The 26,656-nt window shown below is 26.3% G+C and carries 19 protein-coding genes and 1 tRNA gene; 12 read left to right on the plus strand and 8 right to left on the minus strand.

What is annotated here, in order from left to right; all coding sequences use genetic code 11:
- The first annotated feature begins 31 nt into the window (after positions 1-31).
- From BHAMNSH16_RS13920 to uvrB, 4 genes are read left to right on the plus strand one after another with little or no spacing between them, the layout of a single operon-like run.
- Positions 32-1,213: a M23 family metallopeptidase gene (locus tag BHAMNSH16_RS13920; protein ID WP_008729225.1), complete on the plus strand. Its 1,182-nt coding sequence runs from the start codon at positions 32-34 to the stop codon at positions 1,211-1,213.
- A gap of 37 nt (positions 1,214-1,250) precedes the next feature.
- Positions 1,251-2,426: a hypothetical protein gene (locus BHAMNSH16_RS13925; protein ID WP_069732123.1), complete on the plus strand. Its 1,176-nt coding sequence runs from the start codon at positions 1,251-1,253 to the stop codon at positions 2,424-2,426.
- A complete protein-coding gene (locus BHAMNSH16_RS13930) occupies positions 2,423-3,277 on the plus strand; it encodes a M23 family metallopeptidase (protein WP_008729226.1) in 855 nt (284 codons plus the stop codon). The genes BHAMNSH16_RS13925 and BHAMNSH16_RS13930 overlap by 4 nt, the downstream gene beginning before the upstream one ends.
- Positions 3,278-3,288: 11 nt before the next feature.
- A complete protein-coding gene (uvrB, locus tag BHAMNSH16_RS13935; RefSeq protein ID WP_008729227.1) occupies positions 3,289-5,340 on the plus strand; it encodes an excinuclease ABC subunit UvrB in 2,052 nt (683 codons plus the stop codon).
- Positions 5,341-5,468: 128 nt separating this feature from the next.
- Here the strand turns inward: uvrB and BHAMNSH16_RS13940 are convergent, their stop codons facing one another.
- A complete protein-coding gene (locus BHAMNSH16_RS13940; protein ID WP_008729228.1) occupies positions 5,469-7,073 on the minus strand; it encodes a tetratricopeptide repeat protein in 1,605 nt (534 codons plus the stop codon).
- Positions 7,074-7,114: 41 nt separating this feature from the next.
- Positions 7,115-7,471: a tRNA-binding protein gene (locus tag BHAMNSH16_RS13945; RefSeq protein WP_008729229.1), complete on the minus strand. Its 357-nt coding sequence runs from the start codon at positions 7,469-7,471 to the stop codon at positions 7,115-7,117.
- Between the two features lie 169 nt (positions 7,472-7,640).
- On the opposite strand from BHAMNSH16_RS13945, the gene BHAMNSH16_RS14365 reads away from it, so the two are divergent.
- The 3 genes from BHAMNSH16_RS14365 to selB all read left to right on the plus strand — a co-directional run bounded on the left by BHAMNSH16_RS14365 (position 7,641) and on the right by selB (position 11,011).
- Positions 7,641-7,730, plus strand: a tRNA-Sec gene (locus BHAMNSH16_RS14365).
- Between the two features lie 45 nt (positions 7,731-7,775).
- Entirely contained in the window at positions 7,776-9,122 is a 1,347-nt protein-coding gene (gene selA, locus BHAMNSH16_RS13950) for an L-seryl-tRNA(Sec) selenium transferase (protein WP_008729230.1), read from the plus strand.
- Positions 9,123-9,202: 80 nt separating this feature from the next.
- Positions 9,203-11,011 (plus strand): selenocysteine-specific translation elongation factor, encoded by a 1,809-nt coding sequence (gene selB, locus BHAMNSH16_RS13955; protein ID WP_069732124.1) that lies wholly within the window; start codon positions 9,203-9,205, stop codon positions 11,009-11,011.
- A gap of 379 nt (positions 11,012-11,390) precedes the next feature.
- On the opposite strand, the gene BHAMNSH16_RS13960 is transcribed toward selB, so the two are convergent.
- The 3 genes from BHAMNSH16_RS13960 to BHAMNSH16_RS13970 all read right to left on the minus strand — a co-directional run bounded on the left by BHAMNSH16_RS13960 (position 11,391) and on the right by BHAMNSH16_RS13970 (position 15,339).
- The gene (locus BHAMNSH16_RS13960) at positions 11,391-12,644 is read right to left on the minus strand and encodes a homoserine dehydrogenase (RefSeq protein ID WP_069732125.1); all 1,254 of its coding nucleotides are present in this window, start codon (positions 12,642-12,644) and stop codon (positions 11,391-11,393) included.
- 285 nt (positions 12,645-12,929) lie between these two features.
- Positions 12,930-13,826, minus strand: coding sequence for a patatin-like phospholipase family protein (locus tag BHAMNSH16_RS13965; protein WP_069732126.1), 897 nt, complete (start codon positions 13,824-13,826; stop codon positions 12,930-12,932).
- 133 nt (positions 13,827-13,959) lie between these two features.
- Positions 13,960-15,339, minus strand: a complete 1,380-nt coding sequence (locus BHAMNSH16_RS13970) for a hypothetical protein (RefSeq protein ID WP_241033623.1) — start codon at positions 15,337-15,339, stop codon at positions 13,960-13,962.
- Between the two features lie 651 nt (positions 15,340-15,990).
- On the opposite strand from BHAMNSH16_RS13970, the gene BHAMNSH16_RS13975 reads away from it, so the two are divergent.
- Positions 15,991-16,917: a hypothetical protein gene (locus BHAMNSH16_RS13975; RefSeq protein ID WP_013112599.1), complete on the plus strand. Its 927-nt coding sequence runs from the start codon at positions 15,991-15,993 to the stop codon at positions 16,915-16,917.
- Between the two features lie 4 nt (positions 16,918-16,921).
- On the opposite strand, the gene BHAMNSH16_RS13980 is transcribed toward BHAMNSH16_RS13975, so the two are convergent.
- Positions 16,922-17,542 (minus strand): HAD family hydrolase, encoded by a 621-nt coding sequence (locus BHAMNSH16_RS13980; RefSeq protein WP_008732502.1) that lies wholly within the window; start codon positions 17,540-17,542, stop codon positions 16,922-16,924.
- Positions 17,543-17,684: 142 nt separating this feature from the next.
- Between BHAMNSH16_RS13980 and BHAMNSH16_RS13985 the strand changes: the two genes are divergently transcribed.
- Together BHAMNSH16_RS13985 and BHAMNSH16_RS13990 are read left to right on the plus strand one after the other, a co-directional pair.
- The gene (locus BHAMNSH16_RS13985; protein ID WP_008732497.1) at positions 17,685-19,271 is read left to right on the plus strand and encodes an AAA family ATPase; all 1,587 of its coding nucleotides are present in this window, start codon (positions 17,685-17,687) and stop codon (positions 19,269-19,271) included.
- The gene (locus BHAMNSH16_RS13990) at positions 19,258-20,655 is read left to right on the plus strand and encodes a VWA domain-containing protein (protein ID WP_069732198.1); all 1,398 of its coding nucleotides are present in this window, start codon (positions 19,258-19,260) and stop codon (positions 20,653-20,655) included. The genes BHAMNSH16_RS13985 and BHAMNSH16_RS13990 overlap by 14 nt, the downstream gene beginning before the upstream one ends.
- A 22-nt stretch (positions 20,656-20,677) precedes the next feature.
- Here BHAMNSH16_RS13990 and BHAMNSH16_RS13995 read toward each other — a convergent pair whose 3' ends face one another.
- A complete protein-coding gene (locus BHAMNSH16_RS13995) occupies positions 20,678-23,452 on the minus strand; it encodes a YidC/Oxa1 family membrane protein insertase (protein WP_069732199.1) in 2,775 nt (924 codons plus the stop codon).
- Positions 23,453-23,528: 76 nt separating this feature from the next.
- Positions 23,529-24,386, minus strand: a complete 858-nt coding sequence (gene murI / locus BHAMNSH16_RS14000) for a glutamate racemase (protein WP_069732200.1) — start codon at positions 24,384-24,386, stop codon at positions 23,529-23,531.
- Between the two features lie 176 nt (positions 24,387-24,562).
- Here murI and BHAMNSH16_RS14005 point away from each other — a divergent pair, with 176 nt between their 5' ends.
- Together BHAMNSH16_RS14005 and BHAMNSH16_RS14010 are read left to right on the plus strand one after the other, a co-directional pair.
- Positions 24,563-24,808, plus strand: coding sequence for an OadG family protein (locus BHAMNSH16_RS14005; protein ID WP_008729779.1), 246 nt, complete (start codon positions 24,563-24,565; stop codon positions 24,806-24,808).
- Positions 24,809-24,845: 37 nt separating this feature from the next.
- Positions 24,846-26,654, plus strand: coding sequence for a biotin/lipoyl-containing protein (locus BHAMNSH16_RS14010; protein ID WP_008729781.1), 1,809 nt, complete (start codon positions 24,846-24,848; stop codon positions 26,652-26,654).
- Positions 26,655-26,656: the final 2 nt, after the last annotated feature.

The raw sequence follows: 26,656 nt of genomic DNA on the forward strand, positions 1-26,656 counted from the left end.
TAAATAATAGAATAATAATTTCGGAGGTTTTATGAAATATATTATCAGCATCGTATTTTTAATTTCATTAACTTTATATTCTCAAAATACTATTCAATATTTGGGAAATACTTCTCTAAGCAGAGGAGGAAAAAATATTGATATAAAAACTTCTAATGAAATATTAGTAAATGATATTATAGAAACTGAAAAAAATGCTTTTGCTGAAATCAAAATAGGAAATAAATATTATTATCTTGCCCCAAATACAAAAATTAAAGTAAGCAATAATAATGCTGTTCTAATAAACGGAGCTATGTATACTAGAAATAATGCTTTTAATTCTTTAGAAGATTTCAAAAAATATGATAATGATATAAAAATATATGCAGATCCTTTTCCATTCTATGCAGGTAAAGTATCTACTATATTTATAGCTTCCAAAGATGAAATAAAAATAGAAAATTCAAAACTTATGGGAAGTGCAAGACCTATAGTGAAGTTTTTTGAAGTAAAAGATGCTGACAGGAACATGAAAGTTTATAAAAGTATATTCGGTATATATGTAGGTGCTCAGGATAAAAAATATCAGTTTCTATCTGACATAACATTAAAAGATAAAACATTATTGAATGTGGCAATAGATATACAATTAGATTTTACTCCTCCGCCTCCAAAACCAAAGCAAATACCGGGAGTAACTTCTACTATGAAGAATATTATAAGCAATCCTCAGAAATCTAGAGAAGAAAGAGAATTATTAAATGGAAATATTTATATAAGTTATACACCTACTAATTATGCAGATAAAGTATATATAATGCCTTCTCAAGGCAGATATTCATCAGGTTTCGGTGCTTTCAGAGGATACACTAAAGACTATGCAAGATATCATCAGGGATTTGATATAGCAAATACAAACGGAACCCCTATAATAGCTGCAAATAATGGAGTTGTAAGAGTATCAAGAGAATTATTTGTTAGAGGCAACTGCGTAGTTATAGATCATGGAGAAGGAGTATACAGCTCATATTTTCACATGTCAAAATTAATAGCAAAAGAAGGACAGTATGTTAAAAAAGGCGAAGTAATAGGATTGATTGGTTCTACAGGAATGTCTACAGGTCCTCATTGTCATTGGGAAATGAGGGCAGGAAATATGACATTTGATCCTTTAAGCATTTTAGAAAAGCCTGTTTCATTTAATACTAAAACTCTTACTCAAATAAAATAAAAATATTAAGTTATAATTTATACAGCTGCGGTGATAGATGAAAGTAAAAGAGAAATCAATAATAGAATCAGAAAATATACATAAAATAGAACCCTTATTCATTAGGTATTTAACTATAATAAGTGCTTTGGCTTTTATATTTCTATTTGTATTTTTCTTTGGTACTCATAGACTTAATGATGAATATAGTACGGTAAATGTTTGGAGTAAAAAAAGTGATTCATTAGATTCTCCATCTCATGATGAAAATTTTTATATAGACGGAATATTCAAACATAACTTTTTTACAAAGCCTGAAGGTATAATTCATTATTTTGATTTTAATGGAGACACTATATACAGTACTAATTTATCAAGAGGCGAATTGGCAACTTTAAATAATCAGAATTTTATCATATATAAAAGGTACGGAAATTATATAGATGCATATAATAATATGGGCGGAATTATATGGCGTACTAATACTTCAATTTATCCTGAAATAGCTCCTTATGCTGAAAGGATAATATACCATTCAAGCGACAATTCAAAGATACAAATGTTTGATTTTAATAATAATCCGCTTAGCAGACATATACAATATGGAGAGATAATAACTGACGGAGCTTTTGCTTTGTATACAGGCGATTATATAGCAGGTTTTTCAAGTGGAGATATAGCATATATAAATAGAAACGGAGAGTTATCTTTTGCAATATCTAGTATTCTTAGTGAAATAAATATAGTAAAGTCTGTGGCAATAAGCGAATACGGAAGTTTTGCTTTAGCTGTAAGCGGAATAAGACCTGAATACATAACTCTTTATGATGCTTCCGGTAATACTATATGGTATTCAGACACAGGACTTAATAGGAGAAGGCATGTATCTAGTTATATAAGCGAAAAATCAATGACAGCTTTTATGCTTGCTGACAGGGATATTATATTGTATTCTTTAAATAAAGGTAATGAAATAAAAAGAATTAATTTAGAAAAATATAATATGCAGAATGCAATCAATATGAAATTAAATTCTGAAACTAATTCTACTATTATGAGTATATCTAAAGATGCAAAAAGTGTAGTTTTAATATACGATAATCATACTAAAGAGATTGTATTTGAAAAATATTTAGACGGTTGGGTATACAATCTTGATATATCAAATTTAGAAAATGAATATATGATTGTAACAGACAGAATGATTTATACATACAAGAGGGTTAAGCTATGAAAAAATATATATTATTATTATTTATAATATCTTCATTTTTATTTGCAAGAGTGCCTATAGATCCTAATAGAATAAGAGTAACAAGTACATTCGGAGAGTTCAGAACGGATCATTTCCATAACGGAGTTGATTTCGGCGGACATAAAATGGAAATATATCCTGTAAAAGACGGAGAAATAGTTTATTATATTGATGAAGATGAAGATCCTACAAGACCGCTTTACGGTGTTGGAAATGTACTTATGATAGAACACCCTGATAATTTAAGAAGTTATTATTATCATATAGAGCCGGGTAGTATAGAAAAATCCTATGCCAAAGTAACAGAAAAAGATGTTGTAGCTCTCACAGGCAACAGCGGAAGATCCGGAGGAGCACATTTGCATTTAACTATAGAAAACATGAAAGAGGGATTAGTAGTAGATCCATTAGAATATTTAAGTATAGATAAAGGATCAACTCAAGCACCTCTAATTCATGGTATATATTTAAGAACTGAAAACAGACTTATACAGATAAAAGATAAAATGCCTATGAGTTATAATGGAGAAATAAAATTATTTGTTAAAGCTTATGACTTATTGGGCGGAATACCTATGGGACTTAAAAGAGTAAAAATATTTATGAATGATGATTTAGTAAGAGATTATGATTTTACATATTTCATAAAAAGAGACAATGTATATTATATATCTCCGAATTATACTTTTGAAGAAGTGTACGGAGTAGATTCGCATTTTTATAGGGGCGGCGTTTTTGTTCCTAAAAGAGGAAAATATATATTTAAGGCTGAGGTTACCGACTTTGATAATAAAACTGTAGTATTGACTAGAACTGTTAATTTTTATTAATATTATTAAATATGAATTTTAAATTAGAATCAAATTTCAAGCCTTCAGGAGATCAAATAACAGCAATAGACTCACTAGTTAAAGGACTTGAAAATAAAAATAAATATCAAACTCTGCTTGGAGTTACAGCTAGTGGAAAAACTTTTACAATAGCAAATGTAATAGAAAAAGCTAATAGACCGACATTAGTAATGTCGCATAATAAAACTTTGGCAGCTCAGCTTTATAGGGAGCTTAAAGATTTTTTTCCTAATAATGCTGTTGAGTATTTTGTTTCATACTATGATTATTATCAGCCTGAAGCTTATGTACCGGCTAAAGATTTGTATATTGATAAAGATGCATCTGTTAATGATGAAATTGACAGATTAAGACTTAAAGCAACTACATCGCTTCTTGAAAGGAGAGATGTTATAATTGTTGCTTCTGTTTCATGTATATACGGATTGGGTTCTCCTGAAGATTATAGAAAACTTTATATAGCAATAGAAAAAGACGGAGAATATGACAGAGATGAGATAATAGAAAAATTAGTATCTATTCAATATGAAAGAGTTAAAGATGTGCTTGAGAGAGCAAGATTTAAGGTTATAGGCGATACTATAGAAATAATGAGTGCTTATTCTGATGAGGTTATCAGAGTAGAGTTTTTCGGTGATACTGTTGAGCGTATAATAAAAATTAATCCTATAACAAGACAAAAATTAGCAGAACAAGACAGAGTTGTAATATATCCTGCAAAGCACTTTGTTACAGGAGGAGACAAGTTGGCTGCAGGTATAAAATTAATAGAAGAAGAACTTGAAGAGCAGTATAATAAATTTAAATCCGAAGGAAAATTGGTAGAGGCAGAAAGAATATACGGAAGAACAAAATATGATTTGGAAATGCTTAGAGAGGTCGGATACTGTGCAGGAATAGAAAATTATTCCCGTCCTTTATCCGGAAGAAAAGAAGGAGACAGACCTGCTTGTTTAATAGACTATTTTCCTGAAGACTTTTTAACTATTATAGATGAGTCGCATGTAAGTGTTCCTCAGATTAGAGGAATGTTTTTCGGAGACAGAAGCAGAAAAGAGACTTTAGTAAAGTATGGTTTCAGACTTCCTTCAGCTCTTGATAACAGACCTTTATTTTTTGAAGAGTTTGAAAAACTTACTAATGATACAATATATATTAGTGCCACTCCGGCAGAATATGAATTAAAGAAAAGCAGTCAGGTTGTAGAGCAGATAATTCGTCCTACAGGATTGCTTGATCCTATAATAGAAGTATATCCTATTGACGGACAGATAGACAGAATACTAGAAGAGATAAAAAAGACTGTATCAAACAATGAGAGAATATTTATAACAACACTCACAAAAAAAATGGCTGAAGACCTTACAAAATATTTAAATGAAAACGGAGTAAGAACTCGTTATCTTCATTCTGATATTCAGACAGTTGAACGCGTTGAAATTATAAGGGATTTGAGGCTTGGGGCATTTGATGTACTTGTAGGCATTAACCTTTTGAGAGAGGGGCTTGATGTACCAGAAGTTTCTTTAATATTAATACTTGATGCTGACAAGACAGGTTTTTTAAGAAATACAACTACCTTAATACAGACTATAGGACGCGCCGCAAGAAATGCAAATGGCAGAGTTATAATGTTCGCTGATACTATAAGCGATGCTATGAAAGTTGCAATAGATGAAACAGAGAGAAGAAGAAAAATACAGATGGAGTACAACAAAGAGCATAATATTACTCCTAAAACAATCATCAAAAAAATACAGGATATAATAGAAAGAGAAGAGAAAGTTGAAACATCTTATGAGCTTCATTTCGATTTCAGACGATTTAATGAAAGAGTAAAAATTGACCCTCAACAGAAAAGTGATGATTATATAAAAGAGCTTGAAAAAGAGATGAAAAAAGCATCAGACAGCTTAGAATTTGAAAAAGCTATTGAGATAAGAGAAAAAATTAATCAATTAAAACAATTAAAGCCTCAAAAGAAAAATGTACATAAAAATATAACTTCTAAAAATCCGAATGGAAAAAGAAAAAATAATTAATATAAGTAAACTCAATACTTAAAAATATATTTATACTAATTTTATATTTATATTTTTTATAAATTTATAATGCATTTACTTTATAAAAACAATTATAAATTTTACACTATAGTATTTTTATATAAAAATCAAATATAAAAATCTGAGCTTTCATCTGATGAATATATTAAAGTAAAATTTTCTCCATTATCTATATATGGAACATAAGCTATCTTTATATGCTCGCAATTTATATCATCTTTAATATCTCCTATAACTTCATTTAATATAAGCCTAAAAGCAATATCAATATCTACAACCACAGAAAAGAAATTAATAACATATTTTCCTTTTATGTTTTCAGTTTCACCAGCATTCCAAGAATTTAAATAACCAACTCCATTCCAACTCAAAACTGAATTTAAAATATTTACTATTTTATTTAAAGCATCAGAATATTTTTCAGGCAGTTCATTTTCAAAAGGTTCTGTTTCAAATTGCAAAATCAAATAATAGCAATCATCATTATCAATTTTTTTATAATCATTATACTCTTTATAAAAATCATCTAAAAAAATTTTATATTCTCTTGGATTACCGCATTCATATTCTTTAACCTCTCCGCTGCTTCCAACTATTCCGGTATGCTTTACTATAGTTCCTTCATCTATCCAGCATTCAGCATAATACATAAATCCGTATTCTTCTTTATACAAAGTAACAATATTAGGCAGCTCCTCTAAATATGGACTTAAAGGCATTCCGTAAGAATCAAAAATTTCATCTGCAACTTTTTTATATTCAGAATCTTTATTAAACATTTTTCTAATTGAAAAAGTTTTATCGGTCTCTTCATTTTTAAATTCGGCTTCAATAGTATAATCAATACTGAATCTTACAGATGTTAATTTTGATTTTTCTTCATATTTTAATTTCTCTTTTACATCTTTTAATTCTTCTAAAGATTGCTTTATTAATTCTTTATCTAATTTTGATATAGCAGCTTCATTCATTAAAAATATACCGTCTATCAAATCATCATCAAAATAAAATTTAAAAGTACAATAAGGATTATCAGCTTCCCAATCTATAGGATTAATAATATCTTTAATAGCCTGCAATTTTTCTCTATCGCATAATATATAAGCTATAGCATTTAATTTCTCCTCTCCGTAATCGAGACCTTTAAGTAAATTTTTATCGCTTTCTTCATTGATATAATGATATTCTAATGCTTCTATAGAATAATAATTTTCTATCTCCTCAGCCTGTCTTAAAAACTCATAATCACCCGGTACAAGTTCCAATCCCTTATTATTAGCTTCCACAGCACCTTCTTTATTTCCGAAATGAAGTCTTAATTTAGCAAGTTCAAGCCAGCCCCAAGGATAATCAGGCTCTTCAATAACACCATGTTCAGCATATTTTAAAGCCTCATCTAATTTACCGCAATATATAAGAGCAACAGTATATCTATAGTACCAAGTTCCGCATCCTTTGGCATTTTTCTCAGAGTATTTCATGAACTCTTTAGACATATAATAATGTTCATAATCGCCTATATTATTGCAGGCATAAGAATACCATAATGCTATATCTAAATCCTCTTTAGCCTCTTCTAATGTAAACTTATTTTCTTTTACACCATTTTCAATAAACTCTTGCAAATAATTGAGCATTTTATAAAAATATCCGCCGCCATCTGTATTAAATGATTCCAATGTTTTTATATCTTCATTATTAAGTAATCCCATATTGTTCTCCATTTCTATATTATGATTTATATTAACAAATATTATCCTATAACTGTACCGTTTTCACATTCCTCTTTTGTAGTTAATAATACAACTTCACCATTATCTTTGACAGCACCTAAAACCAAGCATTCTGAGAAAAAATTAGCTATCTGTTTTTTAGGAAAATTAACTACAGCAATTATTCGTCTTCCTATCAAATCTTCTTTTTTATATAATTTTGTTATTTGTGCTGATGATGCTTTTATACCCAATTTGCCAAAATCAATTTTTAATTTATAAGCAGGTCTTTTAGCTTTTGGAAAATCTTCTGCTTCTATTATAGTACCTGTTCTGATATCCAATGCCAAAAAATTATCAAAATTCGATTCCGGCTTAACTTCATCTTTAATATCCATTTTTAATCTCCAAAACATTTTTATATATTTTATGATATTAATAAAAATTTTAAAGTGCATTTTTTATATATACATATAATATTATAATGTTTTTATTATAATATACCAATACCATGTATGCTAAAAAATTGACATAAAGTAAAAATTAATATATCATACTAAAATATATGGAGGCTGATGAGTCCCGGTGGGCTCCGCGCTCTTCAAAAGCGTTGGATGCTATAGCAGCATCGGCAGGTTCAACTCCTGCCTCTTCCGATAAAATTTTTATAAAATATCATTTCATTTTTTACGGACATTAATTATGAATAATAAATTTAATCTAATACAAACTAATGCGGTATTAGAAGATGAATCCATAAAACCATATCATAAAATTATTTCTCGTCCGATTGCGGCAGATATTATAAGAGAAACTTTAGAAAGATTAAGAACTCAATTAAAAAATAATTCTGAATTAAAATATGATAAAAAAGATATAATTAAATTATGCGAAGTTGAAATAAAAAAGAAAGCAAACCTCACAATAAAAAAAGTCATAAATGCTACAGGAACTATAATGCATACTAATTTAGGAAGATCTCCAATAGACGCAGAAATTTGGGATAGTGTAAGAGAATTGAATATAAACAGCAATAATCTTGAATATAATATTAATAATGAATCAAGAGGAATGAGAGGAGAGTTCATATATTCACTTTTAAGAAAAATAACAGGTGCAGAAGATGCTTTAGTGGTTAATAATAATGCTGCAGCAGTATTTCTAATATTAACAGCTTTGGCATCTGATAAAGAAGTCATAGTTGCGAGAGGAGAGCAGGTACAAATTGGAGGAGGATTTAGAATACCTGATATATTAAAAGAAGCATCTGCCAAACTTGTAGAAATCGGCACTACAAATATAGTAGATATAAAAGATTATAAAGAAGCTATAACAGAAAATACTGCTATGATATTAAAAGTACATACTTCAAATTTTAAAATAAGAGGCTTTGTAAAATTTCCTTCATTAAAAAAGTTGAGAGAAACTATACCTGATAATATACCATTAGTTTATGATGAGGGTGCTGGAATATTTGATGAAAGTATTAGCGAAGAAGAACATATAAAATCTGCATTAAAAAGCGGCGCCGATTTAGTATGCTTTTCAGGCGATAAAATGTTTTCAAGTGTGCAGGCTGGAATCATAGTAGGAAAGAAAAAATATATAGAAAAAATATACAAACATCCTTTAATGAGAGCTTTCAGATGCGGAAAAACAGTACTGTCAATATTAGAAAAAAGTATCATAAAAAGATTGAATACTGAAGGCAATTTCAAAGGATACTGTGAAACTTTATTGAGTATAGACAAGGAAATGATAAAACAAAAGGCTTTAAAAATCATAGAAAATATTGAAGGTTTTGAAGTTGTTGAGGAAGATATAGAAACAGGAGGAGGTGCTATGCCTGATACTTTTTATCCTTCTTATGCAATAAGTTTTAAACCTAAGGATATAAAAGTCGTAATTAAGTTTATGCATAATTTAGATGTGCCTATTATACCAAAAGTAAAGAAAGATTCAGTACTTATATATGTAATAACTATAAATGATGAAGATATAAATTATATAAAAGAAGTTTTAAAAAAGATAAAAGATACTAGTTTTTAATATTTAAATATATTTGAAATATATAGATTTAATAATAAAGTTACAAGCAAATTCATCACTAGCAATAATAGGATTTAATTATGAATAAAATAATAGGAACTGCTGGGCATGTTGACCATGGTAAATCTCAATTAATAAAAGCATTAACAGGAATTTCTATGATGAGGCTTCCTGAAGAAAAACAAAGAGGGATGACTATTGATTTAGGTTTTGGTTTTTTCAAGCCTAATGATGATATTACAATAGGAGTAATAGATGTACCCGGACATGAAAGGTTTATAAGAAATATGGTTGCTGGAATGTGGAGTTTGGATTTAGTTATGCTTGTGGTTTGTGCCAATGAAGGTTGGATGAATATGACTGAAGAGCATGCTAAAGTAGCTTTATCTCTTGGTATAAGAAATATAATATGCGTAATTAATAAAATAGATTTGGTTGATGATGATAAATTAAAAGAAAGCGAAGAAGATATTAAAAAAAATCTGTATAGAATATTCAATAAAGATATGGAAATAGTAAAAGTGTCGGCTTTAAATGGTACTAATATAGACTTTTTAAAAGATAGAATAACTGATATATTATCAAATGAAAAATATGAAGATGATATAACAACTTATATTTATGTGGACAGAGTATTTTCTATAAAGGGAGCAGGACTTACTGTTACAGGAAGTATTAGAGGCGGTAATATAAAAAGAGATGATACTTTGATACATTATCCAAGCGGAAAAGAAATTTTAATAAGAAATATTCAGTCGTATCATGAAGACAAAGAAATTGTTTACCCAGCTTCAAGAATAGCTATCAATATCAAAAATATTAAAAAAGAAGAAATAAGAAGAGGGCATTTATTATCCTGTAAGGAAGAAAAAATATTTTCAACAGATGAAATAATATTGGAGCTTATTAATAAAGATGATATTCAATATTTAAAAAAAATAAAGAATGCTGAATTTGCAGTAGGAACTGAATGCTTAATTGCACAAATAATACCTATTTATAAAACATATTCAAATGATAATACTGACAAATATAATAAAAATAATAAAGAAATAGACAGCAGATTTATAAGATTAAAATTTAATGAGCCTATATCAGCATTTTGGAAAGAAAGAGGAATATTAATAAGCCAAGGCGGAAGTAAAATAATAGCTTCTGGGAATGTATTTTGGGGAGAAAAAACTACTCCTTTTATTAGAAAAAGAATTATTGATAATGCCGGCAGTATTTTAGGAGAAGTAAAAAGAGAAAAATATAATGATTTATTTATGTCAGTTAATGGTTATTGTGAAGCTAAGGGAGAGATTCCTGATTATTCTATTAAAGTTTCAAATTTTTTTGTTAAAAAGGATTATTTAAATAGTTCATTAGAAAAATTAAAAAATCTAATAGAAAACAAAAAAGAGGGTATAAGTTTTGAAGATATAAGAAATTATTTAAATATTAATAATTCATTTACAAAAGTATTTATAGCTTATTTAGTTGAAAATAAAATAATAATGCCTTTTAATAACATATATAAAAAATATAGTGAAAACATTGATTTAAATAATTCTCAGAAATTATTATTAGAAAAATTAAAAAAAGAAGATTTAAACGGATTGGATGAAAAAATTATAAAAACATTTACTAATGGAATGAAAGATATAAAAGTATTATCCTTATCAAAAAAAGCTGTGTATCTTGATGAGGGTATATATTATCATATAGATGTTTATAATAGAATAAAAAAACTTATTATGCAAAATACAAAAACTAATGATATAATAACTATAGCATCTGTACGAGATAAGACAGGACTTTCAAGAAAATATGTGCTTCCTATATTAAATGCATTAGAAAGAGAGAAATTAGTAAGAAGAGAAGGAAGTGAAAGAATAGTGCTTTAATATTTATTGACTTATTTTATAATCCCACCCTATAGGCTTTCTACTATTTATAGAATTATAATATTATTTTTCTTTTAAATTATAAACTCATATTTTAGCTGCCCGCCCAATTTGTTTTAAATTTATAACATACATTTCCGCACGGTAAATGAAATTATGAATGTAGCTTAATCAATAATTGCAATTTAAATTATAAACTAAGATTTTATTTAACGTGCGTTAAAGAGATCAAAATATATAATAAAAATTTGTTTGTGAATAAATCACAAAATATTAAAAATTTTTTATTAAAATTATAAAGTTGTTATTTAAAATAAAAAACAAATAATGTATATATAATTATCTTTATATAACATTATTTGTTTTTATATATTTTAACTTATTTTATTTTCGCTATAAATATATCCTCTATTTTTTCAACACTTTCTATTGCTTTAATTATAGAATTAATATTAACATCTTTAAGAACAAACATGAAATTTCCATTTCTTTCTACGCTTTTTTCAATATTAATATCATAAAAAGCCTCATTGAATACAAGCAGATTATTATTATCTGATTTAAATCTTACATAAAAAGTTTCATTTTTTTCTTTAAAATCTTTTACTTTAAGCTCTTTATTTTCTTCTACAAAACCAAGTATCGGTATTCTAAGCTCATCAGTAATTAAACTATTTCTAGCCAAAGTAACAGCATCAGAAACTATAGCACTGCTTGTAGGTCTTCCTCCAGCACCTGAACCATAGAATACAGTATCTCCGGAACGATCCCCAACTACAGTTATGGCATTAAATGCATAATCAACTTTAGAAAGCATATTCTTATCATTAAGTAATGTAGGTATAACATATATATAAGCATTATCATTATTATCTAATGCAGCTTCTGCTATTAATTTAATAGTAAGTCCAAGCTCGGAAGCAAAAACAATATCATCTAATATAATATTTCTTATACCTTTTATAAATATTTTGTCAAAACTTATAATGTTGCAGAAAGCTATAGATGAAAGTATGCATAATTTATGAGCGGTATCTATTCCGTCAATATCAAATGTTGGATCAGCTTCAGCATATCCTTTATCCTGAGCATCTTTTAGAACATCCTTAAAATCTAAATTATTCTTAGTCATATTAGTTAAAATATAATTACAAGTTCCATTTAATATTCCATAAACATTTTGCATTCTATCTGAAACTAAACTCTCTTTCATAGCTTTTATTATAGGTATAGCACCTGCCACAGAAGCCTCAAAAGCTATATCTGTCTTTCTATTTTTTATAAGTTCTCCAAAACAATTAGCAAGCAATGCTTTATTAGCTGTAACTACAGGTTTATTTGTCTTCATAAGAAGCTCTTTTGCTGTATCCATTCCGCCAAGTACTTCTATAACTATATCAATATCATTATCATTTAAAATATCATTTAAATCTTTAGTTTTTATTTCTATTTTGTCTAAAAATTTGTCATCTTTTACTTTATCAATATTTCTGCTAAAAATGGTTTTAATGGTTAATTTTATTCCGGTTCTTTTTTCCATTATAGAATTATTTTCTATAATAGTTTTTACTGTGTCTTTTCCGACATGTCCATATCCTGCAACAGCAACTTTAAATTCTTTTTTCTTAACCATAACTTTTCTCCTTAAAATTTAATTAAATATAAATTTGTTTTAATAAAATTAACCTAAAAAACAATTACAAAAGCTAGTAATATTGTAGTTTTATTTTAAATGAATTTCTAAATACGATATTACTGTATTAAATTATATTATAACATTTATTCAGAAATTTACAATAGATATAATAAAATTTAATTGTTTAATATAATATCTATTTTATTAAATTTTATAAATAAAAATGTATTATGATGAATTAATATATTATTTTTTAATTGAGTTTGTAATAAAAAATAATTATTAATCGTCATCATTTAATTTCAAACTATCTATTGCTTTGTTTAATCTATTTCTAATTTTTTTTCTTTCTGCTTTATTTTCATTTTCATACATATAAAGCATATTATTATTTTGCAAATTGTCTAATTGTATTTTTCCCATTTTAAATATTTCTTTGAGCATATTTTTGGCATCATTATAACCTTCTTCAATACGAATTTTAGCTCCTTCCAGCGAGAAATCCATAGCTCCGTTAAAGAAGTTTCCTATATCATGACTTGGTACTATTTCATAAACTTTGCAGTCATTGAATTTTTCTCTGGTGCTTTCTTTGTACAAATTAATAGCTATTATTTCATCGCATTTTTCTTCATATAGCGGTTTTAATGGAAGATTATTTCCTTTTAATATCTCAACTCCGCCGTCTATATAATCAACTCCTTCTATTGTCTGCCTTCCGAATATAACAGGTATTGCACTTGTGGCCATCATTATTTCTTTTATTTCTTTTGCTGATTTATGATTTAATTTGAAATATTCAGCATCAATATTTTTTAAATTTACCGCTGTAGCATATATTGGATATTCATAATTGATGATGATATCAATATTTAAATATTTTTCTATTATCTCTATTAAGCCTTTTCTGCTGAATATACCATTTGAAGATATATAATTATTGTCTGTATCCATTTTCTTTTTTGAAAGTATTTTATCTTCTATCTCATTAGTCCAAATATATTCTGCTATATCATAATTATTTTGTGCTATTAAACATGCATTAAGAACTCCTACAGAAGTACCGGATATCGCTTTTATCATTTTATCGACTTCATATTCTCTTAAAGCTTTCCATACTCCTATTTGATAGCTTCCAAGTCCGCCGCCGCCGCCTAAAACTAAACCTAATTTTTTCATAAAATCTCCAAATATGAAAATTAAATTTTATTTAAATACACTCCCCAAAAATCATTTATAAACTCTAAATAATCTCTCTTATTCTTATCTGTAATTTTTTCAAGCTTCTTATTAGTTTTCTCTTCATATTCCATTATTTTTTGTATTGGAATTGAAGCTTCTCTTTGTATTTAAATATTTCTTTATTCGATGAGTATGAATCAAAATATTTATTTAAATATTTTAATGTGTTTTCATAATCTCTTTTAATTAAATATATTTTAGCTATTTCTTTATAGCATAAAGGCGATTCAAAATTTTTTACCTCTTTAATTAGAAGCTGGTATAAACTTTCTATTTTTATATGATGTGCTTCTTTATTATTTTTATTTTTTGATAATATTAAATCGCATTCCATCATTGCCTTTTTATATTTTTTTTGTTCAAAATATTTATTGGCTGATTCCATAGATTTTTTTTCATCTGAATATTTTATTGGGGTATTAAAATTTTTGTATATCATTTTAAGCTCATTTATAATAAGCACAATGATATCATAATTTGTAATTTCAGAATTATAATCAAAATTAGATATGTTTATTCCGTATTCATTTATTAAGTCAATTTTTATATCTTTTATATTTATAGTAGGATTAATTTTTATCATAGTGTTTATTATATAATTTTCTTCTTTATCCAATTTTTCTATCTTTTTTATTCCGCTTAATATAGGTGTAATATATTCATAAGTATTGATATTGCTATGTGTATTTAAAAAAAGTTTGTTTATAAAATTAGGTTTTTCTATTAATTTATAGTATATATCATTTACTTTTATTTTTTGATTCATATCAATATTAAAATCAAATAATATAGATTTTATCATGTAAATATTTTCTTTTGGTATATTATTGTCTGCATTATTTACATTTGATATTTTTGTAAATAGATCATTGCTTAAACATATAATCTTTTCTATATTATCCATATCAATATATTTTATATTATCAAATTCAAGAATATTGGATGCTGCTTTAAACTCTAGTAATTGAACTTTTTTTTCTAATGAATCTATTCTATTTGATTCTTTATTAATTTTATTAAGTATTACATTGAATGATTCTCTAACATTATTGCATATTGCGATTAATTCTTCTTCAATATTTTTTTCTATATTGTTTAATTTATTATTTAAATATATAAGCCCTTCATAAGTAATTTTATTTTGATTAGCTAAATATTCTATCATTTTTAATGAGGCATTTTTCACTATAGCATAATTATAATCTATTTCTCCTCTTATTTTTCTGTTTTGTCCTGTCATAGAGTTAATTATATTCTGTAAAAAACCTTGCTTGGCTAGATACTCAGTTCTGGATTTTCCTGCACTTAAAGATGATACAGCTTCTATAATAAGTTCTGTTAATTTAGTTGAATTATTTTCATAATCCTTTATATTGTTAAGTATATATTCTTGTATTATAGTTTTATCTTTTTCATCAATTTCATTTTCATAGGGTATAGTAAAATCCATGATATCTCCAACTATATAATATCATTATATATTATACAATTTATTTTGTTTTAGTACAATTATTAAAAATTATTAACTTTAATATTTATTAGTAATATAATATCTTGTTATTAGTTTTATGCCTTTAATTTGATTTTTATATATAATTTTTACTATCAAATCAAGCATTGGAATGAAAAATATAATTGGGTTATTATCTTATATGTTTTTTATGCAATAAAATAAATTCATTTATATATTCTTGACAAAAAATATATATAATATATAATAGTTTAAATATGAAAACTCAGAACTCAGAACTCAGAACTCAGAACTCAGAACTCAGAACTCAGAACTCAGAACTCAGAACTCAGAACTCAGAACTCAGAACTCAGAACTCTCATTAATATACTATAAAATATATTCTATTTTTTATAGTACAAAACCTCTATTGTCATTGCAAGATTTAGTTTTAATAAAGATTTTATTAGACAATCAATTTCTGCTTTCAATTAATTATTTGATTATAAAAAATAAATTAATATTTTTTTTAGTTTACTTTAAAAATAAAAAAATAATAACTCTTTTAAGCAAATATATAATTTGATGAATATTCCTTTAATACAAATATATTTAAATATTTTTCATAATTATAAAATTAAAGGAGTTTTTATGTACTTAGCACCTGTAGGTTTAGTAGTTTATAATAGAATTGAACATACAAAAAGAGTTATTGAAGCTTTAAAGAAAAACACTTTGGCTTCAGATACTGATTTATATATATTTTCAGATGCACCTAGTAAAAAAGAAGATGAAGAAGCTGTTTATGAGCTTAGAGAATATTTAAAAACTATAAAAGATGGTTTTAAAAATGTTTATATATATGAAGCTCAAAAAAATTTAGGTATAAAATATTCCACTGTTAATGCAGTAAACACAATATTTGAGCATCATGAATATTTTATAGGTTTGGAAGATGATATTGAGACAAATAAACATTTTCTTGAGTTTATGAATAATGCTTTGAATTATTATAAAGATGATGAAGATGTAATTGCTATAACAGCATTTTCTCATAAACATGCTACTAAAAATCATAAACATGATGTTATATTTACATACGCTTTTCATAGTTGGGGTTGGGGTACTTGGAAGAGTAAATGGAATAATATAAATTGGGATACTTGCGATACTTCTTGGTATAATAAAAGTATTAAGCATAAAATATTAGGAGGTGTTTTTTCTTGGTTTCATTTACTTGCTATAAAAAAGTCTGTTAAGGATAATCTTTATGTTCAAAATAATTTATGGGATATTTATTATTCATTTACAATGTATAAAAATAAAAAATTATGTGTTTGGCCTTCAAAAAAATCTTTTACAAATAATTTTGGTTTTGATGGTACAGGCTATCATAAATTCGATTTTCATCATGGCTACTTTGAAAAAAATTTAGATGATGATAATATGAATATAGAGTTTTCATCTGATAAAAAAATGAATTTCTTTGAGTATCTAATTATATCAATAAAGATTGGTATATTCAGTTGGGCTAATGGATTTATAAGTATGTTTTTTAGTAAATTTCTTAAAAGATAAAAAATTAAATCTTTGCCCACTTTTCTACTTTTATAACCCAAGCATTAGTTTGATTAGCAGCTTCAAGTCCTACTTCGCTGTCTTCAAATATAATGCTTTCTTCTTCTTTTACATTGAAATGATTTATACATTTAAAAAATATTTCTGGGTGAGGCTTCTTATTTTGTATATCATTTCCTGTTAATACTAAATCAAATAATTTTTCAAGATTGAATTCTTTTAATATAGCATAAACTCCTTTTGGAGATGAGGTTGTTGCTAATGCTGTATGTTTTTTATTATCTTTTTTATTATAGTTATCAATTAAAGTATATAATATAAAAGGGTGAATTTGTATGAGATTAAGATTTGCTAAATATATTTTTTCTTTTAAATTATGAATGGATTCTATTAATTCATTATTTTTATTTTCATCTTTCGTAATTTTATTATTTAATTCTAAAATATTTTCTGTAAATATCTTATAATGAAGTCCGAAGCATTTGTTATAATAGTAATCTTTATCTAATTCTATATTAAATTCTTTGAATGCATTGTAATAAGAGTAATAATTTAAGTATGCACTATCTATAAGAGTGCCGTCCATATCGAATATGAGTAATTTTATATTATTATTGTTTAACATTTCTGAAACCTTTTTTCATAAATATTTTTTATTATAACATATAAAATAAGTAATTCCAATTTATATTAAAAATGATATAATATTTTTACAAATTTACTGCTTAAAGTAAAGATAAGGTAATATTTAAGAGAAATATATATTTATGAAAAATATGAAACATAGAATAGAAAAAATTATTAAACTTCTTTCAGAGGGGCTTTATGAAAGGGAAGAAATAGTGTCTTTAACTCTGCTTAGTGCCATAGCAGGAAAGCCGATATTTCTATACGGTCCTCCGGGAACTGCTAAAAGTTTTATAGCTAAAAGAGTGTCATCAGCATTTAAAGATTCAAAATATTTCGGATATTTGATGCAGAGATTTTCTACGCCGGAAGATATATTCGGTCCTATTAGCTTGGAAGAATTAAAAAATGATAAATATATAAGAAAAACTGAGGGATATTTACCGGATGCAGATTTTGCATTTTTAGATGAAATATGGAAAAGTACGCCTGCTATACTTAATACACTTTTGACTATAATAAATGAAAGAGTTTTTAAAAATGGAAATGAAGAAATAAAAGTACCATTAAAGGCTTTAATTTCAGCAAGCAATGAAACTCCGCCTGAAGGTCAGGGGCTTGAGGCTTTATATGACAGGTTTATTATTCGTTTAATGGTTAATAATATAAAAAGCAGAGATAATTTTGAGAAGATACTTGAAAATACTCAATTAGATTCTTATATAAATATAGATGATGAATTGAAAATATCAAATGATGAATGGGTTAATATAAGAAAAGAAGTAAATAATATAAAACTCTCAAAATCAGTTATTGATATAATTCATAATATAAAACTTTCTATAGAAAAATTTAATGAGGATAATAGAGATATAGCAATATATGTTTCCGACAGAAGATGGCAGCATATTTCATATTTGCTTAAAACTGCCGCGTATTTAAATGGGAGAAATGAAGTTGATATTTATGAAAGCATTTTAATTTATAATTGCTTATGGAGTTTGGAAGAGCATATTGAATCAGTAAAGAAAATAGTAGAGAATGCTATAAGTTTATGCTATGATTTGAATAATCAGAATATTAATGAATGGAGAGAAAGTTTTAAGAGTGTTCAGAAAAATATAGATGATGAGTTTTATAATTTAGAAAAGACTTATAATACGGAAAATATAGATGATAAGCCTCATATGGCAAAAACTTTATTCATTAATATTGATGAATACGGAAATAAGGGTGAAACTATAATATATATACCAATAAAACAATTAGGTAAAAAAGGTTATTTTTATCCTTTAGATATAGGAAGGAATCAGACAAGAAAATTCAGATGCAATTTTAACGGTACAGATAAATGTACTATTGAAATAAATTCTGCCACTGCGGCAAATGGTTTTGTATCGGGGATGCTTTCTAAAAATTATGAGTTTCTTACCGAAGCTGAACCTGATTTTTATATGAAAAAGGTTAGTCCTAAAAAACTTGAAAAAGAAAAAAAAGATTCCTATTTAAAATTAATCAATTCTTTAATATCAAGCATTGAGAATATTATAGTGAATTTTAAAAATGACTTTAATAAGGATAAATATTCAAATAAAAGTGTATTCATCTCAGATGATAATTTCAATTTTTTCACAGAAATGTTTAATTCTTATATAGAAAATCTTGAGAGTGAGAAATTGGATGCACAAAGACTTAAAAGTGAAATAGAGCAGCATGAAACAATTTGATAATGATTCTTACAAAGATGAAATAAAAAAAACAGAGATAATGGCTAAGGGAGTATTTAATAGTGCTTTTAATAATCTCAGCAGCGATGAAAGATTGAGTGAAGAATTAGAAATAAAAATTACTAAATGGAAAAAAGATTTAAATGTATTTATAAATGATAATAATCCGTATCAGGACAATAAAACAGAATTAGATATAGCATTAAAAAAATTGAAAAATACAAGCAGAGAAGATATATTTAATGATTTAAATAGCTTAGATGCTTTATCTATTGATACAAAGTTTTGGAGATATAGATTATCAAATTCAGATGATTTAAATATATTAAAAAAAAATGTAATTTCAGTATGGGAAAAAACTTATAATAAAAAAAATAATGATTGGCTTGTTTCTACTGTAAAAGAGAGAAGGGATAAATTTATTTCTGATATAGAATCTTGGATTAATTTGCTTAAAAAATTAAAATATATGTCAAATATACTCAGAATAAAAACGGGAGTATTATGGGATTTTAGAGTAGGGGAGTTGGAGGAAGAAGATATATCTTTATTAAAGAGATGGGTTGATTTTATTAATAAATATAAAGATATAGAAATAATTTGCGACAGTATAGGAAGAAGAATTGATATAGAAAAATCATTGAGAAATGTTGAGTTTAAAAATACCTACAGTAATACAAATAAAAAAATAAGTTCTAAAGAAGAGATAGTTGGAATATACTTTGCCAAAGATATAGAAAATGTTATACCAGAGGAGCTTTCTTTATTATGCAGCAAAGAAAGTGAAAAATTATTTAAACTAAAATATATAGAAAATAGGCTTATGTGCTTTGATAAGAGTGCTTATGTATTTAATGATGATATGGATTATATAGTAAGGGCAGGATATAGGGAAGGAAAAGGCGATATGATTATATGTATAGATACAAGCGGTTCTATGAAAGGTATTAATGAATATATTGCAAAAGCTGTTATGTTTAAAATGGTTATGCAGGCTTTATCCGAAAATAGAAATGCCTATCTTATCAATTTCAGCACTGAGATATATACATGCAAATTCACTAAAGAAAATGGAATTGAAGATTTAATAAAGTTTTTGAAGTTAAGTTATCATGGCGGTTCGGATATATATAAAGCACTTTATGAGGCAAATAGAATGATGAATACATCTAGCTTTAAAAATGCCGATGTTTTAGTTTTATCCGATTTTATAATGGAGGATATGCCTAATAATTTGGTAACTATGTGCAGCAGACAAAAAAATAATGGGAATAAATATTTTGCTGTATCTATAGGAAAATTTCCATTCGGCTATTCATACAGGAAAGTATTTAACAAACATTGGATATTTGATATAGATAATGGTTTAAAAGAAATTTATTAATTATTATATATTATGTTTATAATTATTTTTTTTGTGTCCAGTTAGTTTTAATAAAAATATTATTTTTTATGTTATAACGACCTATATAATTAAAATTTTTCTCAAGATTAGCATTAGGATCTGCATTTGCTGTTATAATAACATCAATACCATTAATATTTTTGTAATCATTAGTTATAATTTTCCCAGTAAACGGATTTGTAGGGTTATTTAGATGCTTAACAGCTAAATATGGAACATCTGCTATAGTCATAAATGTGTTGTTAGATACTATATCACCTCTTGAGTCAAAATCTTTAAAATAAAGCATAGAATTAAATACTTTGAATCCTTCCATATCATTTTCATCAAATATAGACGGCGAGAAATATCCTGAATGATCTGAAACTATTATTATTTTTGTATTATCATAAACTTTATTTTGTTTTAAGTATTTAAAAAAGTTTGCAAGTTCTCTAAAAGAAGCAACTGTGGCGTAGTAGCTTCTTGCCGAAAATTCACTTCCAAAATATTTTACTTCTTCTTCCGGAAGAGTTTCTATATTTAATGATGGGATAAAATTAGTATTATAATTAAATGGTTCATGAGTACTGTCGCTATGCATAATATTAAAATAATTACCTTTTTCATTTATTACAGTTAGATTAGTTAATGCTTGTAATAGAGTATATTCTTGTATGCTATTACCAACTATAGCTAAATTTCTTCCGGAGTTAGGTATGAACCAATCATTTTTTGCATATAATTTGTTCCTTAAAAAAACAGGAAGCATTCTGAATAATGAGAATCTTACAGCTCTGTTTTTATTATTTTTAACTATGTCATTTGTATAAATATTATTATCTGCATTGTTATCAAGCAGATTGTTCAATTCTTTTTCCATCATACTGTTGTTTTGATTATATGCTTTTATATTTGTATAATTTTTAAATATAGTTAAATCAGGAGTCCAAGAAAGATTAGCAAAAGAAGGATCAAATGTTACAGAATCATATCCTGCCTTATAAAATAATTGAGGCATCATAATGAGTGATTCATTATGCTTATCTTTTAAATTGTATTTTCCATCTATTTCAAATGGAGCATATTCATATCCTCCATATAATGCTTGTATGCTTCCAAAAGTAGCAGCTCCAAAAGCAGCAGTATTTGGATACCATACAAAGCCCTCAAATTCCTTTTTTATATCTTCAAATCTGTCAAATACTAAATTACCAAATTCGGGATTTCCTCTGTCTAATATTATAATAAATATGTTTGTTCCTGTTTTAGAAAAATTAAATATATCGTATTTGTTATTAATATTTTTATTAATGGAAGATATTTCTAATAATTTTTTCTGCTCACTGCTAATTTTTGTAAAATTGAATATTGATACAGCAGATAAACTTATTATTATAATTATAAATATATTGAATATCAAATTTATTAATTTCTTTCTTATTACCAAAAATGTTAAGAATAAAGCTAATAATATTAAAATGCTATTTATTATTATTTGTTTTAAATTGGGTATTAGTAAATACTCTAATTCAAATTTAAAATTACTAGATATATATCCGTAATCCATTACCATTATAAAAGTATTAATTAATGATGTTATTGCTATGAATATAAATAGAAAAGTTATATTATTTTTAAATTTTTCTGAAAATAGAAAATATAAAAATATTGGATAGACAAAAAATATACCAATATATTTAAAAAATACACTGAATATTATATTAAATGGATCTTGAAATTCCTGTCCTGAAGATGCTATCAATGAAGTTAAAATGAATAAACCGGATAGTACTGTTATAATTATAGATGATGATATAAATATTTTTAATCTTAATTTACTTTCTATTTTTATCAAATCTGATATTTTATTTTTAGCTATGAATATTATTAAAATAAAAATTGAAATAATAAACCAAATTAATAACAAATCTCTATAAGTTTTTACATGTATGATAAATATTTTTAAAAATGGATATTCTACAGCCGATTTATTTATTAATGTATTTCTTAAAAAATATAAAATAGTCATTATGAATATAAAAATAGTATATAAAGAATATATTATTTTAGCAGCTAATATGAATATTTTATTATTTGATATGTTATTTATTATATTTTTTATTTTATCAATATTGATTAGAACTATATTTTTAAAAAATGAAAATGCACAGTTAATAGTCCAATATAGTAAAAGTATAGAAGGAGAATTATATAAGAATACTAAGAAGAATAAACTCATTAAAAATATAGGTATTGATTCTTTAAATGTTAATTTTTTAGAATATACAAATGTTGATGCAAGAGAAAAAGATGTCATTACAAACGGCAGTAAATTTATATAATAATTTCCTATATGAATTATTTTATCTGGTTCTCCTAAACTTTTTATAAGCCAAAAACTTTCTGTATTTGTACCTGTTAAACTAGTAAAAAAATTATATCCGGCTAAAAAGAAAGGTATTTGTATTAATAATCCTAATACTCCTCTAAAAGCATAAATGGTTTTATATTTGTTGATTCTTTGACATGTTCTTATTAATAAATAAGCCTGATCTCCTTTATATACTGCTTTTATATTATCTATCATAGGCTTCATTTTGTTCTGTATATCTCTTTCTTTCTGCTGCCATTTTTCGGCTATATTGTATAAAGGGAGCGATAATATATTTATAATCAAACTTACTAAAATGACACTTACTGTATAGCTGCTCTGAGTTGATACTTTAAGATAGTAGAATATTATTTCTAAAATAAATTCTATAGGGTATATAGTTAAATTATATATTATATTCATAAAAAGAATTATCCTAAAAAATATTAGGATATTATATTATAATTACATAATTTTTTCAAATTATATATGTTATATTTTATAATGTTATTTGTTCTAATTCATATTTTTCATTTTTAGGCATAAAAATATCTATTAGTTTATTTGTTTTTTCTATATTAGTTTCAGTTGTGTATATTTTTGTATATCTATCTTTATTATTATTATTATTATTATTATTATTATTATTATTATTATTATTAAGCAAATTATTTTCTTCCAAATATTTTTTAGCTGAAACCACTGTATAATATGAAGGATCAACTATATTTTTTATAGAATTTTCAATGTCATTTTTTAATAATATTTCTATGTCATTAATGATATGAGGATAATGAGTGCATCCTAATATTAAAGTATCAGAATTTTTATCTATATTTTTTAAATAACCTTTTAATACATCTAATCTGTTTTCATAACTATACCAATCATTTTCAATCATAGGACATAATTCTTTACAAGCTATTTGAGTAACACTTGCTTCTTTATTGCATTCAATAATTTTATTTTTATAAATATTAGACTTAACTGTGAATTCTGTTGCCATTATAGATATATTATTATTTTTTGTTTTATTTAAAGCATCTGCTACAGCATTTGATATAACTTCTATTACAGGTACATCATATTTTTGTTTTAGAATATCAAAAGCACAAGCTGTTATAGTATTACATGCAATAATAATCATTTTACATTTTTTTGCTATCAAAAAATCAGTCATTTTTAATGTTAGCCTTACAATTTCTTCTTGAGATTTATCCCCATACGGTATATTAGCATTATCCCCTATATATATATAATTTTCATTAGGTAATATTTCTAACATTTTTTTAAGAACAGTTAAGCCTCCTACACCGGAATCAAAAACTGCTATTGGCATAAACGAATTCATATTCATATAATTTCACCCTATATAATATAATTAAAATCATTTCTAGTTATTATATGTAGTATTTCTATAAAGTCAATGATATTGTGAAATAAAAGTTATATTTTGTAATAAAATTACTTGTATATAAGTAAAAAATATAGTATAATGCAGTATTAAAAAAATTAGAGAATAGGAGTATTTTGATGAATAGTAGTATCATGGAAGCATTGCAAATAATGATCATTGGTATGGGCGTTGTTGTATTGTTTTTAATTATATTAGTTTTCGTTATGAAGATTGTCAGTGCTGTTGTAGCTCAAGTAGACAAATTAATGCCTCCTCCTCAGGAAGCAATTTCGTCTTCTCCGGCACCGGTGCAAACAACTAATAATGATAAGATGGTAGCTATAGCAATAGCTTTAGCACATGTTCATAGTAATAAAAAATAAGATTATATAGTTTATTAAGATTTAAGGAGAAATGATAATGGCTAAAAAAGAAGTAAAATTTATGCTAACAGCATTCAGAGACGGATTTCAATCTGTTTATGGTGCTAGAGTATTATCTAAAGATTTTATGCCTGCTGTAGAAGCATTTGTTAAGGCAGGAGTTACATATTTTGAATCAGGCGGCGGTGCAACTTTCCAAAGTGCATTTTTTTATAACCAAGAAAATGCTTTTGATGTAATGGATACTTTCAGAAAAACAGTAGGTCCTGACGTTAATTTACAAACATTAGCAAGAGGTGTCAATGTTGTAGGTTTGGAATCTCAGCCTAGAGAAATGATTAAATTACATGCCCAATTATTCAAAAAACATGGTATTACAACAATTAGAAACTTTGATGCTTTAAATGATGTAAATAACCTTATATTCAGCGGTAAATGTATTAAAGAAGCAGGACTTAAACATCAGGTATGTGTTAGTATGATGGCTTTGCCTCCTGGATGCGAAGGTGCCCATGATGCAGCTTTTTATGCAAAAGTATTAAAACAAATTAAAGATAATGTAGATTTTGATTCTGTATGTTTCAAAGATGCTTCAGGTACTTCAACTCCTCAGGTTGTTTATGATACAGTTAAAGAGGCTAGAAAACTTTTGGGTTCTGATATGCATATACAAGTTCATAGTCATGAAACTGCAGGTATAGGTGCGGTTCAGTACAGAGCTGCTTTGGAAGCAGGTGCTGATTGTATAGACCTTTCAGCTGCTCCTGTGTCTGGCGGTACTTGTCAAACAGATGTTATAGTTATGTGGCATGCTTTAAGAGGAACTGAATATGAATTAAAAATTGATATAGATAAAATCAGAGAAGCTGAAGAAGTATTTAAAGATTGTATGAAAGATTACTTCTTACCACCTGAAAGCAGAACAGTGGAACCTATGATTCCATTTGCTCCAATGCCGGGAGGTGCTTTAACAGCTAATACTCAAATGATGAGAGATATTAATGTAATGAATAGATTCCCTGAAGTTATAAAAGCTATGACTGAAGTTGTAAAAAAAGGCGGTTTCGGTACTTCTGTAACTCCTGTATCTCAATTCTATTTCCAACAGGCATTTAATAATGTAATGCAAGGTAATTGGAAAAAAATAGCTGACGGTTACGGTAAAATGGTATTAGGATATTTTGGAAAAACTCCTTCTACTCCAGACCCAGAAATAGTAAAAATAGCAAGCGAGCAATTAGGTTTACAGCCTACAACTGAACTTGCTATGGATATAGATGATAAAAACCCTAAAAAAGGAAGAAAAGCTGCTGAACAGGCTTTAAAAGATGCTGGTATCACAGATCTTTCAGATGAAAATGTATTTATAGCTGCTGCTTGTAAAGAAAAAGGTATACAGTTCCTTAAAGGCGAAGCTAAACTTGGTATTAGAAAAAATGCTCCTAATACTGCTTCTTCTGGTGCTTCTCAATCTACAAGCAATGAAGTTACAGTTACTGTAGGCGGTTCAAGCTATGGAATAAAAATAGAAAATGGAAAAGCTATAGTTGACGGAGTAAGCTATGACTATACTATCAAAGATGGTATAGTTGCTGGTGCTTCTCAGTCTGCTGCTCCTGCTTCTTCAGGTTCTGCTACTCCAGTTACAGCTGGTTTACCTGGTACAGTTGTAAAAATAGTAGCTCCAGTAGGAACACAAGTTCAGGACGGTTCTACAGTATTGATCGTAGAAGCTATGAAAATGGAAGTAGAAATAAAATCTTCTGCTAATGGTGTTGTTAAAGAAGTTAAAGTTAAACCAGGAGACGCTGTAGTTGCTGGTCAGGAATTGGCTATTGTAGGCTAATG

Source organism: Brachyspira hampsonii, from assembly GCF_002214805.1.
GTDB lineage: Bacteria > Spirochaetota > Brachyspiria > Brachyspirales > Brachyspiraceae > Brachyspira > Brachyspira hampsonii.

Coding starts and splice junctions, on each gene's coding strand:
- BHAMNSH16_RS13940 (WP_008729228.1), bottom strand. CDS start 7,073: ATGGGATTACTTAATAATGAAGATATAAAAACATTGGAATCATTTAAT.
- BHAMNSH16_RS13945 (WP_008729229.1), bottom strand. CDS start 7,471: ATGGATATTAAAGATGAAGTTAAGCCGGAATCGAATTTTGATAATTTT.
- BHAMNSH16_RS13960 (WP_069732125.1), bottom strand. CDS start 12,644: ATGGTTAAGAAAAAAGAATTTAAAGTTGCTGTTGCAGGATATGGACAT.
- BHAMNSH16_RS13925 (WP_069732123.1), top strand. CDS start 1,251: ATGAAAGTAAAAGAGAAATCAATAATAGAATCAGAAAATATACATAAA.
- BHAMNSH16_RS13975 (WP_013112599.1), top strand. CDS start 15,991: ATGTACTTAGCACCTGTAGGTTTAGTAGTTTATAATAGAATTGAACAT.
- BHAMNSH16_RS13965 (WP_069732126.1), bottom strand. CDS start 13,826: ATGAAAAAATTAGGTTTAGTTTTAGGCGGCGGCGGCGGACTTGGAAGC.
- BHAMNSH16_RS13920 (WP_008729225.1), top strand. CDS start 32: ATGAAATATATTATCAGCATCGTATTTTTAATTTCATTAACTTTATAT.
- BHAMNSH16_RS13985 (WP_008732497.1), top strand. CDS start 17,685: ATGAAAAATATGAAACATAGAATAGAAAAAATTATTAAACTTCTTTCA.
- BHAMNSH16_RS13995 (WP_069732199.1), bottom strand. CDS start 23,452: ATGAATATAATATATAATTTAACTATATACCCTATAGAATTTATTTTA.
- uvrB (WP_008729227.1), top strand. CDS start 3,289: ATGAATTTTAAATTAGAATCAAATTTCAAGCCTTCAGGAGATCAAATA.
- selB (WP_069732124.1), top strand. CDS start 9,203: ATGAATAAAATAATAGGAACTGCTGGGCATGTTGACCATGGTAAATCT.
- murI (WP_069732200.1), bottom strand. CDS start 24,386: ATGAATATGAATTCGTTTATGCCAATAGCAGTTTTTGATTCCGGTGTA.
- BHAMNSH16_RS13990 (WP_069732198.1), top strand. CDS start 19,258: ATGAAACAATTTGATAATGATTCTTACAAAGATGAAATAAAAAAAACA.
- selA (WP_008729230.1), top strand. CDS start 7,776: ATGAATAATAAATTTAATCTAATACAAACTAATGCGGTATTAGAAGAT.
- BHAMNSH16_RS14010 (WP_008729781.1), top strand. CDS start 24,846: ATGGCTAAAAAAGAAGTAAAATTTATGCTAACAGCATTCAGAGACGGA.
- BHAMNSH16_RS14005 (WP_008729779.1), top strand. CDS start 24,563: ATGAATAGTAGTATCATGGAAGCATTGCAAATAATGATCATTGGTATG.
- BHAMNSH16_RS13980 (WP_008732502.1), bottom strand. CDS start 17,542: ATGTTAAACAATAATAATATAAAATTACTCATATTCGATATGGACGGC.
- BHAMNSH16_RS13970 (WP_241033623.1), bottom strand. CDS start 15,339: ATGGATTTTACTATACCCTATGAAAATGAAATTGATGAAAAAGATAAA.
- BHAMNSH16_RS13930 (WP_008729226.1), top strand. CDS start 2,423: ATGAAAAAATATATATTATTATTATTTATAATATCTTCATTTTTATTT.